Annotated in this window: 12 protein-coding genes; 2 read left to right on the plus strand and 10 right to left on the minus strand. The window is 65.4% G+C overall.

Translation table 11 applies throughout. From position 1 onward, the window contains the following. Positions 1-50: 50 nt before the first annotated feature. The 10 genes from C8J47_RS10045 to rpiA all read right to left on the minus strand — a co-directional run bounded on the left by C8J47_RS10045 (position 51) and on the right by rpiA (position 10,802). Entirely contained in the window at positions 51-1,820 is a 1,770-nt protein-coding gene (locus tag C8J47_RS10045; RefSeq protein WP_121885552.1) for a DEAD/DEAH box helicase, read from the minus strand. A 56-nt stretch (positions 1,821-1,876) separates the two neighbouring features. Further along, positions 1,877-3,049: an NAD(P)/FAD-dependent oxidoreductase gene (locus C8J47_RS10050; RefSeq protein ID WP_121885553.1), complete on the minus strand. Its 1,173-nt coding sequence runs from the start codon at positions 3,047-3,049 to the stop codon at positions 1,877-1,879. Between the two features lie 465 nt (positions 3,050-3,514). Further along, positions 3,515-3,697, minus strand: coding sequence for a hypothetical protein (locus tag C8J47_RS10055; RefSeq protein ID WP_055881387.1), 183 nt, complete (start codon positions 3,695-3,697; stop codon positions 3,515-3,517). Next, positions 3,697-4,164 (minus strand): GreA/GreB family elongation factor, encoded by a 468-nt coding sequence (locus C8J47_RS10060; protein WP_121885554.1) that lies wholly within the window; start codon positions 4,162-4,164, stop codon positions 3,697-3,699. The genes C8J47_RS10055 and C8J47_RS10060 overlap by 1 nt, the downstream gene beginning before the upstream one ends. Positions 4,165-4,168: 4 nt before the next feature. Next, complete coding sequence (locus C8J47_RS10065; protein WP_121885555.1) at positions 4,169-4,912, minus strand: HAD-IIB family hydrolase; 744 nt, start codon at positions 4,910-4,912, stop codon at positions 4,169-4,171. Beyond that, positions 4,909-5,721: a Cof-type HAD-IIB family hydrolase gene (locus tag C8J47_RS10070; RefSeq protein WP_183129069.1), complete on the minus strand. Its 813-nt coding sequence runs from the start codon at positions 5,719-5,721 to the stop codon at positions 4,909-4,911. The genes C8J47_RS10065 and C8J47_RS10070 overlap by 4 nt, the downstream gene beginning before the upstream one ends. Positions 5,722-5,729: 8 nt before the next feature. Continuing rightward, positions 5,730-6,710 carry a phosphogluconate dehydrogenase (NAD(+)-dependent, decarboxylating) gene (gene gnd, locus C8J47_RS10075; protein ID WP_121885557.1) on the minus strand — a complete coding sequence of 327 codons (981 nt, stop codon included), beginning with the start codon at positions 6,708-6,710 and terminating at the stop codon, positions 5,730-5,732. Between the two features lie 127 nt (positions 6,711-6,837). Continuing rightward, the gene (gene tal / locus C8J47_RS10080; protein ID WP_121885558.1) at positions 6,838-7,962 is read right to left on the minus strand and encodes a transaldolase; all 1,125 of its coding nucleotides are present in this window, start codon (positions 7,960-7,962) and stop codon (positions 6,838-6,840) included. After that, positions 7,962-10,052: a transketolase gene (gene tkt / locus C8J47_RS10085; RefSeq protein ID WP_121885559.1), complete on the minus strand. Its 2,091-nt coding sequence runs from the start codon at positions 10,050-10,052 to the stop codon at positions 7,962-7,964. Before tkt ends, tal begins: the two co-directional genes overlap by 1 nt. Positions 10,053-10,121: 69 nt before the next feature. Further along, on the minus strand, positions 10,122-10,802 hold the full coding sequence (rpiA, locus tag C8J47_RS10090; protein WP_121885560.1) for a ribose-5-phosphate isomerase RpiA: 681 nt from the start codon (positions 10,800-10,802) through the stop codon (positions 10,122-10,124). Between the two features lie 448 nt (positions 10,803-11,250). Between rpiA and C8J47_RS10095 the strand changes: the two genes are divergently transcribed. Then, entirely contained in the window at positions 11,251-12,447 is a 1,197-nt protein-coding gene (locus C8J47_RS10095; RefSeq protein ID WP_404969275.1) for an efflux RND transporter periplasmic adaptor subunit, read from the plus strand. 6 nt (positions 12,448-12,453) lie between these two features. Beyond that, entirely contained in the window at positions 12,454-15,732 is a 3,279-nt protein-coding gene (locus C8J47_RS10100; protein ID WP_121885562.1) for a multidrug efflux RND transporter permease subunit, read from the plus strand. Positions 15,733-15,766: the final 34 nt, after the last annotated feature.

Here is a 15,766-nt window from a genome sequence, read left to right on the forward strand (position 1 = left end):
GTTCTTGAGGACGACGCGCCATTCCCTAGCGGAAAGAACGCGCGAGTCCCTCAGCTACGCTCGCGATTGCCACGGTACGGAGGCTTCCGCGCGGGAGCCGGACCGCCACGCGGTGCCGCACGGTGCAGCGTCGAGCGGGGGCCGCTCGCATTGCTGCGACCACCGCCACCGCCGTCATGCCGCGTACCGCTCTCGGGCGCGCCCTGCATCGCCTCGATCGCCACGCCGCTCTCTTCCTCGCCAGCCTGCGCCGTACGCTGGATCGCCGCCGAGAACCGCGACGCCACCGCGCGAGGAATCTCGAACGCCGTCTCGTTCGGCCCAATCCGGATCGCGCCGATTTCCGACTTGGTGATGTGCCCGCGACGGCAGATCAGCGGCAGGATCCAGCGCGGATCGGCGTTCTGGCGACGACCGATGTCCATGCGGAACCAGACGGTGTCCTCGAAGCCCGCGCGCGGACCCTGCGAACGCTCGTCCTGCGTCGGCTGCTTGCTCTGGTCGATCAGATCCTCGGCCTGCGGCATCGTCGCGCGGTGCATGTGCACCAGCGCCGCGGCGATATCCTCCGGCGTCTTCTCGGCCATCAGGCGGACGGCGAGTGCGCGATCCTCCTCCTCGACCTCGACCGGCTGCAACAGCATGCCGATCAGGCGCTCGTGATCGTTCTTGCGAATGTCCTCGGCGGTCGGCGCGTTGACCCACTCCGCGTTGATCTTCGCACCACGGAGCATCATCTCGACGCGACGGCGACGCGGGAACGGCACGATCAGGACGGCGGTGCCCTTCTTGCCCGCACGACCGGTACGACCCGAGCGATGCTGAAGCGTCTCGGCATCGCGCGGCAGCTCGACGTGCACGACCAGCGACAGCGTCGGCAGATCGATGCCGCGAGCCGCAACGTCGGTCGCGACGCAGACTCGCGCACGGCGGTCACGCAGTGCCTGAAGCGCCGCGTTACGCTCGTTCTGCGAATGCTCGCCCGACAGCGCCACGGCGGCAAAGCCACGCTCGACCAGGCTCGCATGCAGATGACGCACATTGTCACGCGTGGCGCAGAACAGCATCGCCGTCTCCGCCTCGTGGAAGCGCAGCAGGTTGATCACCGCATGCTCGATCTCGGACGGCGAGACCGTGACGGCCTGATACGAGATGTCGCCATGACCGCGATCCTCGCCGACGGTCGAGATGCGCAGCGCGTCCTTCTGGTAACGCTTGGCGAGCGCGACGATCGGCCGCGGCATCGTCGCCGAGAACAGCAGCGTACGACGCGCTTCAGGCGACGCATCGAGGATCTGTTCGAGGTCCTCGCGGAAGCCCATGTCGAGCATCTCGTCGGCCTCGTCGAGCACCGCGACCTTCAGGGCCGACAGGTCGAGCGCGCCACGCTCGAGGTGATCGCGCAGACGGCCCGGCGTGCCGACGACGATATGCGCGCCGTGCGCGAGCGAACGACGCTCCTTCGAGGCGTCCATGCCGCCGACGCAGGTCGAAATCCGCGCACCGGCCTTGGCATAGAGCCACATCAACTCGCGGCTGACCTGGAGTGCCAACTCGCGAGTCGGCGCGATGCAGAGGACGAGCGGCTTGTGCGGCGCGGGCAGGCGCTGAACGCCGTCCTCACCGGCTTCACCGAGCAGTTCGCCGGCCATCGCCAGGCCGAACGCAACGGTCTTGCCCGAGCCGGTCTGCGCCGACACGACGAGGTCGCGACCGATCGCGTTGTCCTCGATCACATGAGCCTGGACGGGGGTGAGCGCGGTATAGCCGCGCGCTTCGAGCGCCTCGGAAAGAAGCGACGGAATATTTGTAAAAGGCATGTACGTCCTAATTGGTGGCCGGCTTACGCAACGGCAAGGCACTGGCGTGGTGGTCCCTACAGGACTTGACCCGCGGCCCACCCGCTCGCCCATGCCCATTGGAAGTTGTAGCCGCCGAGCCACCCTGTGACATCGACCGCTTCGCCGACTGCATACAGCATTGGTACGCGTTTGGCTTGCATTGTTTGCGATGACAGTTCCGCGGTGCTGATTCCACCCGCGGTGACCTCTGCCTTGGCATAGCCTTCGGAGCCATTCGGCGTGAATTGCCAATGGCTTAGCGCGCGTTCAGCGTCCTGGAGCTTGCGGTCGGTGAGCGTGGAAATCTCGCTCGTCATGCCCAATCGTTCGCTCAAAGTCTCCGCGAGCCGGTCCGGGAGCGTGCTGCCGAGCAGTTTTCGGAGAGTCGTGCGCGGCGTGGTACGCTTGGCCGCGGGGAGCCAGCCGGACTCGCGATCGGGGAGGAAATCGATCCCGACGGGCTGGCCGTTGCGCCAATAGGAGGACACTTGCAGGATCGCGGGGCCGGACAGGCCGCGATGCGTGAACAGCGCGGCTTCGCGGAAGGCGGTCTTGCCGGCGGTGGCGACGACTTCGGCGGCGACGCCGGACAATTCGCGGAACAGCGTCTCGTCGCCGCCCAGCGTCAGCGGGACGAGTGCGGGGCGCGGCTCGACGACCTTCAACCCGAACTGCCGCGCGAGGTCATAGGCGAACCCGGTCGCGCCCATCTTGGGGATCGACGGGCCTCCGGTGGCGATCACCAGTGCGGGGGCGGTGACGGTGCGGCCGTCGAGCGACACGCGGTAGCGGCCGTCGGCATGGTCGACCCCTGTCACTGCGCGGCCGAGCGACAGGTCGACGCGGCCCTTGTCGCATTCGTCGAGCAGCATCTCGACGATCTGTTTCGCGGAGCCGTCGCAGAAGAGTTGGCCGAGCGTCTTCTCGTGCCACGCGATGCCGTAGGATTCGACGAGTGCAAGGAAGTCCTGCGCGGTGTAGCGACCGAGTGCGGACTTGGCGAAATGCGGGTTGGCGGAGATGTAGCGGTCGGCGGCGGTGTGGACGTTGGTGAAATTGCACCGTCCTCCGCCGGAGATCAGGATCTTCTTGCCCGCCTGGTCGGCGTGATCGACGAGCAGGATCTTCCGCCCGCGCTGGCCTGCTACGGCGGCGCACATGAGGCCGGCTGCGCCTGCGCCAAGGATTATCGCGTCGTAGTCGGACAAGCGTCGCTCCGTGCGGCTTTGGTCAGCAACCGCTAATTAAAAGTGTTTCCCCGCGAAGGCGGGGACCCAGACTGGACTCCCGCCTTCGCGGGAGAACAAGAAGGGGTTGCCAATGTAGCGTGATCGGGATTGGCCACAAAGGGAATGCCCCCCCATATCTGTCCGGCCCCTCCGGCCCGCCAACACTAACACCACCCCGGCGAAGGCCGGGGCCCAATTGGAAAGGTCAGAGTAACGGTGCGCAACCTGCGTCATTATTCCCCCCCAATTGGGCCCTGGCCTTCGCCGGGGTGGAGCCATATGGGGGCCGGATTCTCCGACTATTTGGCGTGGGTTGCTACGCGCCCTTCTGCTCCCTCTCCCCTCCGGGGAGAGGGTCGGGGTGAGGGGCAGCCAAGCAGTGCATCGCCCGGAACAGCCCCTCACCCAACCCTCTCCCCGGAGGGGAGAGGGCTCTTTTTCACCTCATCGCAACTTGGCGATATTCAGCGAATCCTCCTTCGCCCGAACCTTCACCGATTCCTCGCTCCGCGTCAGCGCCTTGGCGATCGCCTTAAGCGCCATGCCCTTCTTCGCCAGCGTGTGCAGCTTCTGGATCTCGTCCTGCGTCCACGCCTGACGATGCCGCTCGAATTTCGCTTCAGCCATCAGCCGTCATCCTTGTCGATCGCCAGAACCTCGATCGCGTCCGCCTTGTCCGCGAACGCGACCGTCTCGCCAACTGCGGCCCCCATCAGCGCACGCGCCAGCGGTGCCGAGAACGCAAGCCGGTCCTCGCCGGGCTCCGCCTCGTCGCCACCGACGATCGCGATCACGCGCTCAACCCCGTTCATCCGAACCCGGACGCGCGATCCGATCCCGACTTCATCATCCTCGGGCGAAGGCGCGAGTTCCGCGGTAGTCTGGCGCGTGTGCCAGTACCGCAAGTCGCGCAGTAGCAACTTGCGCGCTTCCTCGTCCGTCTCAGCCGCGACCGCCGCCTCGATCTCGGTCACGCGCTCGCCGAGCATCCGCAGCCCGCGCGCCGTGACCAGATTAGGCCCCGGCGCGATCGGCTGTTCGAACTTCGGCTCGAGATGTTCCTCATCACTCTCGCGACGGAAGGCGACGCTCATGCCATCACTTCAGACACGCGACGATCCCGGCAATCGCTGCCAGCGTACCGTCCACGTTCTTCACCTTCACGACGTCGAGCCCAAGCTGCTCGGCCGGATAATCATTCCCGCCCGGGAAGATCGCGTCGCCGATGAACATCATCTTGTCGAGCGCGATGCCGCTCGCCTCGTTAAGCTTCTTCAACCCGTACGCCTTGTCGACACCCTCGCGCGTGATGTCGATCGAGGTCGCGCCGCCCATGTTGATCGACAGCCCCGGCAGGCGCTTCTGCAGATCCGCCTGGATCACTTTCCGCTTGGCGAAATCGGGATCCCAGCTGTGCTTGGCGTCGATCGGCGCTTCCTGGCCGAGCGCCGAGAACGTGATCTGGCTGCCACGATCCTCGATCCGCTCGCCCCAGGTCTTCTCCGGCACGAACCCGGTCGCCTCCAAAGACTCGTCGAATGCGTGCAAGATCTTCTGCTTCTCGTCCTCCTCGAACAGCTCGGCATACACTGCGCGCCATTCGCCATCGAACCGGTACAGCTTCGTGCCGGTCGTCGGCATCAGCCACAGCTTGGTGCGATCCGCGCGCTCGGGCAGGCGCGACGCGACCTGCTTCTCGAACTGCGGCCAGTCGCCGCCCGAGATCACCGCGACATGCGCGACGTCGAGCAGGTTCGCCAACGCCTCGCCCATCGGCTCCTGCAAGGGCTGCTTGCTCTCGGCCAGCGTTCCATCGAGGTCGAAGGCAACCAGTTCTTTCATGCGGAAACTCCAGTAAGGATAAACGTATCGATCGCGTGCGCGACGCCGTCGGCATCGTTCGCGCTGGTAATCTCGTGCGCGACGTCACGGACATTCTGTGGCGCATTGCCCATCGCGATCGCCAACTTGGCGCGCTTGAGCATCGCGATGTCGTTGGCCTGATCGCCGATCGCCGCGGTCTGCGTCAAGCTGATGCCGAAAGCGTCCGCCAGTTCCTCGATCCCGCTGCCCTTGTTGCCGGCCACCGGCGTGATGTCGAGATAATAGGTCTGCGACTGGACGATCGTGGCCTGCGCATCGAACTTGGCGGCGACCTTCGCGTGCAGGTCGCGCAACAGGTCTTCGTCGTCGCTGACGAACGTGACCTTGTCCGCCTTGGCGAGCAAAGCGGTGAAGTCGGAGACGATTACCGGGTCCTGCGCGGAGGCCTTCTTCTCGCTGCCGACATGCCCGCCCTGGTCGGTGCTGGCGTACCAGACGTCGTCCGCGAAGAACCACGTATCGACCGGCGCGTCGCCGATGATCTCCATCGCGCCGCGAACGACGTCGACGTCGATCATGTGGTGCTCGATCACGGAACCGTCGCGCTTGAAGACGATCCCGCCGTTGAACGCGCCCATCGGCTCGTCGATGCCGAGCAATTCTGCGATCGGCATCATCCCCGACCGTGGCCGCGCGCTGATGATCGTGAAGCCGAGGCCCGCCGCCTTCAGCCGCTTGACCGCGTCGACGGTCGCGGGCGTGACCTTCTTCTCCTTGTCGACGAGCGTGCCGTCGACATCGGAGACGAGGAGCTTGATATCGCTCATGCCACCGCTCACTGGGGCATCTCGACATGACCGCCAAAGCCATAGCGCATCGCCGACAACAGCTTGTCGCCGAACGTATGCTCGACGCGGCTGCGATAGCGCGCATACAGCGCGGCGCTCAGCACGTTGGCGGGCACCTTCTCCTCCATCGCCGCGTCGATCGTCCACTGGCCTTCGCCCGAGTCCGCGACGCTGCCGCTGAAGCCTTCGAGCGTGCCGTCCTTCGCCAGCGCGATCGCCGACAAGTCGAGTAGCCACGACGAGATCACGCTGCCGCGGCGCCAGACTTCGGCGACGTCGGTCAGGTTGATGTCAAAGCGCTGGTCCTCGGCGACATGCTCGCCGGACTTGCCCTTGAGGATGTCGAAACCTTCAGCATAGGCCTGCATCAGGCCGTATTCGATGCCGTTATGGACCATTTTGACGAAGTGGCCTGCGCCGGGAGGTCCTGCGTGGATATAGCCCTTCTCGGCGCGCGGATCCTCGTCGTCGTTGCGGCCCGGCGTACGGACGATCGTCCCAATTCCCGGCGCGAGCGTGTCGAAGATCGGATCGAGATAGTCGACCGTGTCCTTGTTGCCACCGATCATCATGCAATAGCCGCGCTCGAGGCCCCAGACGCCGCCGGACGTGCCGACGTCGACGTAACGGATGCCCCTTTCAGCCAGTTCCTTCGCGCGGCGGACATCGTCCTTGTAGAAGCTGTTGCCGCCGTCGATGATGATGTCGCCTTCGGACGCCTTCGCGGCAATCGCCTGGACGGTCTGCTCGGTCGGTTCGCCTGCGGGGACCATCACCCACCAGATCGCCGGCGTGTCGAGCTTGGCGTGCATGTCGTCGAGCGAGTCCGCCCCGATCGCACCGTCGGCGGCGAGTTTCTTGACGGCTTCGGCATCGCGGTCGAACGCGACGACCTCGTGGCCGTTCTTCATCAACCGGCGCGCGATGTTGCCGCCCATTCGGCCGAGGCCGATCAGTCCGATCTTCATGGGGAATTCCTTGCTTACCCCCTCTCCCCGCCGGGGAGAGGGTTGGGGTGAGGGGCAGTTGGGGAGGGCAGCGCTCGCGGCGCCCCTCACCCCGGCCCTCTCCCCAACGGGGAGAGGGAGCAGAAGTTTACGCCGTCGCGGGCTGCTTCTTGGCGATCGAGCCGAGCAGGTCGTCGAACGCCTTGACGAACGACGCGACGCCCTCCTCGACCAGCTTGCCGGTCACGCCGTTGAGGTCGAGACCCAGCCGCTCGGCTTCCGCCAGCGTGTGCTTCGCGCCCTCGACGTCCTGCGTAATCGTCTCCGCCGCGGTGCCGTGGTCGCGGAACGCGTCCATCGTCTTCGGCGGCATCGTGTTGACCGTATCCTTGCCGATCAGCGTGTCGATATACAGCGTGTCCGGGTAGCTCGGATCCTTCACGCCGGTCGACGCCCACAACAGCCGCTGCGGCTGCGCACCCTTGGCGGCGAGCGCCTGCCAGCGATCCGACTTCAGGAAGTCGAGATACCATTGATACGCGATCTTCGCGTTCGCGATCGCGACCTTGCCGCGGACCGCCTTCAGCGCGTCGGCCTCGGCATCGCCCTTCTCCAGACGCGCATCGATCTCCTTGTCGATCGACGAATCGATCCGGCTGACGAAGAAGCTCGCGACGCTGGCGATCTTGTCGATCGGCTGCCCCTGCTTGACGCGCTCCTCAAGCCCTGCGGCATACGCCTCGGCAACGCGAATGTACGCGTCGAGCGCAAACAGCAGCGTAACGTTGACGTTGATCCCGCTCGCGATCGTCGAAGATATCGCTGGCCCGCCCGCGAGCGTCCCCGGAATCTTGATCATCAGGTTCGGCCGATCGACCGCAGCCCACAGCTTCTTCGCCTCGGCGATCGTCGCGTCGGTATCGTCCGAAATGTACGGCGACACCTCGAGGCTCACATAGCCGTCCTTCGCGTCGAGCTTGTCGTAGACCGGCTTCAACGTCTCCGCCGCCGCCTTGATGTCCTGGATCGCCAGATGCTCGTAGCGATCGATCGTCGCCGCGCCGGCATGCTGCTTGTCGTACTCGGCCAGCGTCGAGTCATAGGCATCGCCGTGACCCATCGCCTTTTCGAAGATCGACGGGTTCGACGTGACGCCGGTTAGGCCATCCTCGTCGACCAGCTTCTGGAGACCACCGGCCTCCAGGAACTTCCGGTCGACGAAATCGAGCCATACCGCCTGGCCGAAGCCTTCGAGATCGTTGAGCGCACCCATCACTTGGTCTCCATCACTTGGCGGGCGACCTTGACGACATTGTCGACGGTGAACCCGAACTTGTCCTGCAGCTTGGCGAGCGGTGCCGAAGCGCCGAAGGTCGACATCGTCACGGTCGCGCCGTCGAGCCCGACATAGCGGTCCCAACCGATCGACCCGGCCATCTCGACCGCAACGCGCGCGCGCACTTCGCGCGGCAGCACGCTTTCCTTGTACGCTGCGTCCTGCAGTTCGTAGCGATACCAGCTCGGCATCGACACGACCCGGCTCTTCACGCCGTCCGCGGTCAGCTTCTCGTGCGCCTCGACGACCAGCGACACTTCGCTGCCGGTCGCGATCAGGATCACGTCGGGTGTGCCGTCGCTGTCGGCGAGCACATAGCCACCCTTCTCGAGCCCATCGGCGCTTGCGTACTTGGTCCGGTCGAGCGTCGGCAGAGCCTGGCGCGACATGATCAGCGCAGCCGGCGTGCTGGCGTCCTTCAGGACCGCCTTCCATGCCGCGACGACTTCGTTCGCGTCGCTCGGACGGATCGTGTCGAGACCGGGAATCGCGCGCAGCGTGGCGAGATGCTCGATCGGCTGGTGCGTCGGGCCGTCCTCGCCGACACCGATTGAGTCGTGCGTGAACACCCAGATCGCGCCGACCTCCATGATCGCCGACAGGCGCACCGGCGCGCGCATGTAATCGGCGAACACCAGGAAGGTCGAACCGTACGAACGCAAATGCGACAGCGCCATGCCGTTGACGATCGCGCCCATGCCGTGTTCGCGGATGCCGAAGTGGAAGTTCCGGCCGGCGTAATCATCCGCCTCGAACGAGGGCTGGCCCTTGATGTCGGTCTTGGTCGACGGCGCGAGATCGGCCGAACCGCCGATCAGCCACGGCACCTTTGCGGCGATCGCGTTGAGCACCTTGCCGCCCGAGTCACGGCTGGCGACGCCCTTGGCGTCCGCCTCGAAGGTCGGGATGTCGGCATCCCAGCCCTCGGGCAGATCGTCCTTGAGCAACAGGTCCAGCTCGGCGGACAGCTCGGGATAGGCGCCCCGATATTTGTCGGTCAGCGCGACCCACTCGTCGCGCAGCTTGGCGCCGCGATCGGCGATTGCGGCGTTGAAATGCTCGCTTACGCCATCGGGCACGTAGAACGACTTGTCCTCGGGCCAACCATAGGCCTTCTTCGTGATGCGGATATTCTCCTCGCCGAGCGGCTCGCCGTGGGCCTTCTCGCTGCCCGCCTTGGGGCTGCCATAACCAATCACCGAATGCACGATGATGAAAGTCGGCTTGTCGTTGGTCGCCTTGAACGTCTCGATCGCGCGGCTCAACGCATCGGTGTCGTTCGCGTCGTCGATGTGGATGACGTTCCAGCCATAGGCGTCGAAGCGCAAGCCGACATCCTCGTCGAACGCGAGATCGGTCGCGCCCTCGATCGAGATGTGGTTGCTGTCGTAGATCCAGCACAGGTTGCTGAGCTTGAGGTGGCCGGCGAGGCTCGCCGCCTCGGACGAGACGCCCTCCATCATGTCGCCGTCGCCACAGATCGTGTAGACGTCATGGTCGAACAGCGTGAAGCCGTCCTTGTTGTAGCGCGCGGCGAGCCAGCGCTCGGCGATCGCCATGCCGACCGAGTTGCCGCAACCCTGGCCGAGCGGGCCCGTCGTGGTCTCAACGCCAGTGGTGTGGCGGTATTCCGGGTGGCCCGGCGTCTTCGACGACAGCTGGCGGAACTGCTCGATGTCGGCGAGGCTGACGGCCTCCTTGCCGGTCTTGTTGCCGTCCGCGTCGATCTCTTCGATCTTGGCGAGGTGAATCAGCGAATAGAGCAGCATCGACGCATGGCCGACCGACAGCACGAAGCGATCGCGATTCGGCCAGTCGGCGTGCTTGGGATCGTAGCGCAGGAACTTCGACCAGAGCGTGTAGCCGACCGGCGCGAGTGCCATGGGGGTGCCGGGATGGCCCGAATTGGCCTTCTGCACCGCGTCCATCGACAGCGTGCGGATGGTATCGATCGCCAGACGCTCGGGGGAGCCGTCCTCATGCAGCTTGGGGTCCGCCTTGGGGGCGGCGATTGCGGTATCGGTCATGGAAGAAGCCTCGCTCTAGACGGTGACCGAACGCCGCGCATCCGATCTGGTTGCCAACATAGGATGCCTTTAGTCGGATGCACCCGTCCGTTCCAGTCGCGTAACGACGCCGTTCGTTGCGATATACGCAGCGGTGACCTCGTCGAGGAACAGTCCGTGGCCGAGAATGCCGGGGATCGCGGCGAGCGTGGCGGCAGTCGCGCGGGGATCTTCCAGGGTCGTGAAGTGGCAATCCACGACGAGATTGCCTTGGTCCGTCCGGTAGTTGTCACGGATGATCGGCGCGGCGCCCATGTTGGTCAGGACGCGCATGACATAGGTGATGGCGAACGGCAGCACCTCGACCGGCAGCTTGGCGGCGCCGATCCGGTCGACGCGCTTGGAGCCATCGGCAATTACGATCATCCGTGCCGAGGCTGCGGCGACAATCTTTTCCCGCAGCATCGCCCCGCCTGCTCCCTTGATCGCGAAGCAGCGCGAGTCGATCTCGTCCGCGCCGTCGATCGTGAGATCGACCTGGGCAATGGCAGCAAAGTCGAGGATCTCGATGCCGAGTTCGCGGGCGAGTTTGCCGGAAGCTTCCGAGGTGACGACCGCGCGGATCTGCAACCCTTCGGCGACCCGCTCGCCGAGCGCCTGGATCGCGAACGCCGCGGTAGATCCCGTCCCGAGCCCGACGAGCATTCCGTCCCGCACCTCGGCCACGGCCGCAACGGCAGCCGCCTTCTTGTCGTCATCGATCAAAGCCATCAGCCCACCCCATCCGTCATGCCGGGCTCGTTCCGGCAACCATTGCTCAACGCCCTCGCGCCAATTTGGTTTGGAGGCCCCCCACACAAAGCACCACCCCGGCGAAGGCCGGGGCCCAGTTGGAAAGGTCGCAGTAACGACGGACCGCGCTCCGTTAGCACCGTCACTCAACTGGGCCCCGGCCTCCGCCGGGGTGGTGCGATGTTCATCCTGGGTGATGCATGGGATTACAGGAGCGCACTCCTCCTTGTTCTCCATCGAAGCGCAACGAACGCACAAAACACCCCCCAGCGGCGAAACAGGTTACTCTTTCTTCCCTATTTCTCACCCCTGCTTTTCAACTGACATACTTCTGGTACATCCTCGTGGTTTAGCCCGACCAACACCTGATCGCGGATTACCAAACTTGATAGCCACACGATTTTCTGCGCGGCGGTGCGCCATTCTGCTGGTGCCCGCACTGGCGCTCGCGGCCTGCTCCGGCGGGGACGACAAGGCCCAGGGCAAGGCAGGCCGCGGCGGCCAACCGGGCCAGGGCACGCCGACCGTCGGCTATGTCGTCGTCCAGCCGACCAGCGTCGCGATGACCACCGAACTCAGCGGCCGCACCACTGCGTTCGAAAGCTCGGACGTCCGCCCCCAGGTCACCGGGATCATCCGCCGCCGCTTCTTCACCGAGGGTACGCTCGTCAAGAAAGGCCAGCCGCTCTACGAGATCGACCCGCGCCTCTACCGCGCCGCCGCCAACGAGGCGCAGGCCAACCTGCAAAGCGCGCGCGCCAACCAGCAGGCGCAAAACATCCTCGCGCAGCGCTACAAGCCGCTCGCCGAGATGGAAGCGATCAGCAAGCAGGACTATACCAACGCAGTCGCCACCTCGCGCCAGGCGACAGCCTCGGTCGCGCAGACCCGCGCCGCGCTGGAGACCGCGCAGATCAACCTCAAGTTCACGACCGTCCCCGCCCCGATCACCGGGCGCATCGGCCGCTCGCTGTTCACCGTCGGCGCGCTCGTCTCGGCGACGCAGACCGATCCGCTCGCGCAGATCCAGCGACTCGATCCGATGTTCGTCGACATCCAGCAATCCTCCGGCGACCTGCTCGCGCTCCGCCGTTCGCTCGGCCAGAACGGCATCGTCGCGACCCGCGCCGAAGTCCGCCTGACGCTTGAGGACGGCAGCGAATACGGTGCGACCGGCACCGTCGAGTTCGCCGAAGCGCTGGTCAATACCGAGACCGGCACCGTGACGCTGCGCGCGCGCTTCCCCAATCCGCAGGGGCTGCTGCTCCCCGGCATGTTCGTCCAGGCCAAGTTTGCGCAGGCGATCAACCAGCGCGCGTTCCTTGTGCCGCAGGCGGGCGTGTCGCGCGACGCGAAGGGCAATGCGACGGTCTATGTCGTCGATGCGAATAACAAGGCGGTGCAGAAGAAGATCAAGGCCGACCGCACGCAAGGTGCGTTCTGGGTGGTGACCAGCGGGCTCAACCCCGGCGACAGGATCATCACGCAGGGCCTGTCGAAGATCGCCCCGAACCAGGGCGTGAAGCCGGTGCCGGAAAACACCGCGCAAAAGATCGAAGCGCCCAAGAGCGCCTCTGATGACGGGTCCTCCGGTGGCGACTCCAGCCAGAAAAAGGCCGGCTAAGCCCTTATGTTATCCCGTGTCTTCATCGATCGCCCGATCTTCGCCTGGGTGCTCGCGATCATCGTGATGCTTGGCGGCATCGGCGCGATCATGAGCCTGCCGATCGCGCAATACCCCGACGTCGCGCCGCCGCAGGTGACCGTCCGCGCATCCTTCCCGGGTGCCAACGCGCAGACCATCCAGAACAGCGTCACGCAGGTCGTCGAGCAGTCGCTGACGGGTATCGACGGGCTGATCTATTTCAGCTCGTCCTCGTCGTCGCGCGGCTCGGTGACGATCACCGTGACGTTCGAGAAGGGCACCGATCCCGACATCGCGCAGGTCCAGGTCCAGAACCAGGTCCAGCAGACGCTGTCCCGCCTGCCGCAACAGGTCCAGCAGCAGGGCCTCGTCGTCCGCAAATCGAACCCGGACAACCTCCTGATCGTCGGCGTCTATGACGAGACCGACAAGCTGACCAACCAGGACGTCTCGGATTATCTCGTCTCGAACCTGCAAGACCCGCTCGGCCGTATTCCGGGCATCGGCGACAGCAACGTGTTCGGCGCACAATACGCGATGCGGATCTGGCTGAACCCGAACAAGCTCGCGAGCTACCAGCTGATCCCGAGCGACGTGACCACCGCGATCCAGGCACAGAACACCGAAGTCGCCGCCGGCGAGCTCGGCGGGCAACCTCAACCCGACACGCAAATGCTCAACGCGACCGTCACCGCGCAGTCGCGCCTCCAGACGCCCGAGCAGTTCGCCAACATCATCCTGAAGACCACCAACGACAGCGCGGTGGTCAAGCTGCGCGACGTCGCCCGGATCGAGCTGGGCGCGGAGAACTACAACGCGCGCAGCCGGGTCAACGCGCATCCCGGCGCGGGTATCGCGGTGCTGCTCGCGCCGGGCGCCGACGCGCTCAAGACCGCCGAACTGGTCAAGGCGTTCGTCGCCAAGTCCGCCAAGAGCTTCCCGCCCGGCCTGAAGTTCGCCTACGCCAACGACACCACCGACTTCATCAAGCTGTCGATCGACGAGGTCGTGAAGACGCTGATCGAGGCCGTCATCCTCGTCGTCATCGTCATGTTCGTGTTCCTGCAAAGCTGGCGCGCGACGCTGATCCCGACGATCGCGGTGCCGGTCGTGCTGCTCGGCACGTTCGGCGTGTTCTATCTCGCCGGCTTCTCGATCAACACGTTGACGCTGTTCGGGCTCGTGCTCGCGATCGGCCTGCTGGTCGACGATGCGATCGTCGTGGTCGAGAACGTCGAGCGCCTGATGGAGGAAAATCCCGAGATGACGCCTCGGGAGGCGACGATCGAGTCGATGAACGAGATCACCGTCGCGCTGGTCGCGATCGCGCTCGTGCTGTCCGCGGTGTTCCTGCCGATGGCGTTCTTCGGCGGCTCGACGGGCGTGATCTACCGCCAGTTCTCGCTGACGATGGTGTCGGCGATGGTCCTGTCGGTGCTGGTCGCGCTGATCCTCTCCCCCGCCCTCACCGCGACGCTGCTCAAGCAGAAGCAGAAGGACGCCGACGGCAACACCGAGAAGAGCTGGGGCGAACGCAAATTCCCCAAGGTCGCGCATGTCTTCACGCGGGCTGGCGACAAGTTCAACAGCGGGTTCGAAAAGGGCACGCAGAAATACACCAGTGCCGTGCAGTCGGTGATCGACCGCAAGTGGCTGTTCCTGCTGATCTACGCGGTGATCGTCGCGGTGCTCGCGGTGCTGTTCCTGCGGCTGCCGACGGGCTTCCTGCCGACCGAGGACCAGGGCTCGGGTATCGTCCAGTTCCAGCTTCCCGCAGGCGCCACGCAAGGCCGCACCTTCGCGCTGCAGAAGCAGATCGAGCAATATTACTTCACGCAGGAGAAGGCCAACGTCCGCACGATGTTCACCGTCAGCGGCGGCGGCGGTGGCGGCGCGAGTGGCCAGAACACGGGCCAGGGCTTCGTCTCGTTCGCGCCGTGGGAAGATCGCCACGGCAAGGAAAACACTGCCGAAGCGATCACCGGTCGCGCGTCGAAGGCTTTCGCCGGCTTCCGTGACGCACAGGTCTATTCGCTGGTGCCACCAGCGGTTCGTGGTCTCGGTTCGTCGAACGGCTTCACGATGGAGTTGCAGAACGCCGGCGGGCTCAGCCAGGTCGAGTTCAACGCCGCGCGCGACAAGCTGCTTGCGCTCGCCCGCGCCGACTCGTCGCTGACCGCGATCCGCCTCACCGAACTGCCCGACGTCGCCACGCTGCGCGTCGATGCCGACCAGCAGAAGCTGTCGACGCTCGGCCTGACGCAGGCCAACGTGAACTCGACGCTGTCGACCGCCTGGGGTGGTCAGTACGTCAACGACTTCATCGACCGTGGCCGTGTGAAGCGTGTCTATGTCCAGGGCGACGCACAGTTCCGTGCGCAGCCGTCAGACCTGAGCCAGTGGTTCGTGCGCGGTTCGAACGGCCAGATGGCGCCGTTCTCGTCGTTCGCGAAGACCAGCTGGGGCCAGGCACCGACGACGCTGTCACGGTTCAACGGCATTGCTTCGTACGAAATCCAGGGCTCGGGCGCGCCAGGCGTCAGCTCGGGCGACGCGATGGAGAAGATTGCGCAGCTTGCCGGCCAGATCCCCGGCACCTCGGTCGCATGGTCGGGCCTATCGTATCAGGAACGCCTGTCCTCGGGTCAGGCGCCGATCCTCTACGGCCTGTCGCTGCTGGTCGTGTTCCTATGCCTCGCCGCGCTGTACGAGAGCTGGTCGATCCCGATCGCGGTGCTGCTCGTGATCCCCTTGGGCCTCGTCGGCGCGATCCTCGCGGTGACGCTGCGGGGGTTGATCAACGACGTGTATCTCCAGATCGGCCTCCTGACGACGATGGGGCTGGCGGCCAAGAACGCGATCCTGATGATCGAGTTCGCCGAGCAGGAGGAGAAGAAGGGCAAGCGCGTCATCGAGGCGGCACTGTCCGCGGCGAAGATCCGGTTGCGCCCGATCCTGATGACGTCGTTCGCGTTCATCCTCGGCGTGTTGCCGCTGGCCCTCTCGACCGGTGCGGGTGCGAACAGCCGCATCGCGATCGGTACGGCAGTAGTCGGCGGCATGCTGACCGCGACGATCCTCGCGATCTTCTACATCCCGCTGTTCTTCGTCCTCGTCCGCCGCGGCGCGCGCGACGGCATCGCCAAGCTGCGGGGCAAGCCGACCGGCTTCCAGGGCCATGACGGCCACGACCACGACGGCCATGGATCCGATGGCGATCACAACGAACCGCTTGGCCCGCCCAAGCCGGAGCCTGCACGATGACGGTGTCTTATTCCTGTCCTCACCCGTCGCCGCC

The sequence above is a fragment of the Sphingomonas sp. PP-F2F-G114-C0414 genome, assembly GCF_003688595.1.
Classification (GTDB): domain Bacteria; phylum Pseudomonadota; class Alphaproteobacteria; order Sphingomonadales; family Sphingomonadaceae; genus Sphingomonas.

Excerpts from the sequence above, each read along its gene's own strand:
- C8J47_RS10045 (WP_121885552.1), bottom strand. The coding sequence starts at position 1,820 with ATGCCTTTTACAAATATTCCGTCGCTTCTTTCCGAGGCGCTCGAAGCG.
- C8J47_RS10055 (WP_055881387.1), bottom strand. The coding sequence starts at position 3,697 with ATGGCTGAAGCGAAATTCGAGCGGCATCGTCAGGCGTGGACGCAGGAC.
- C8J47_RS10060 (WP_121885554.1), bottom strand. The coding sequence starts at position 4,164 with ATGAGCGTCGCCTTCCGTCGCGAGAGTGATGAGGAACATCTCGAGCCG.
- C8J47_RS10065 (WP_121885555.1), bottom strand. The coding sequence starts at position 4,912 with ATGAAAGAACTGGTTGCCTTCGACCTCGATGGAACGCTGGCCGAGAGC.
- C8J47_RS10070 (WP_183129069.1), bottom strand. The coding sequence starts at position 5,721 with ATGAGCGATATCAAGCTCCTCGTCTCCGATGTCGACGGCACGCTCGTC.
- gnd (WP_121885557.1), bottom strand. The coding sequence starts at position 6,710 with ATGAAGATCGGACTGATCGGCCTCGGCCGAATGGGCGGCAACATCGCG.
- tal (WP_121885558.1), bottom strand. The coding sequence starts at position 7,962 with ATGGGTGCGCTCAACGATCTCGAAGGCTTCGGCCAGGCGGTATGGCTC.
- tkt (WP_121885559.1), bottom strand. The coding sequence starts at position 10,052 with ATGACCGATACCGCAATCGCCGCCCCCAAGGCGGACCCCAAGCTGCAT.
- rpiA (WP_121885560.1), bottom strand. The coding sequence starts at position 10,802 with ATGGCTTTGATCGATGACGACAAGAAGGCGGCTGCCGTTGCGGCCGTG.
- C8J47_RS10100 (WP_121885562.1), top strand. The coding sequence starts at position 12,454 with ATGTTATCCCGTGTCTTCATCGATCGCCCGATCTTCGCCTGGGTGCTC.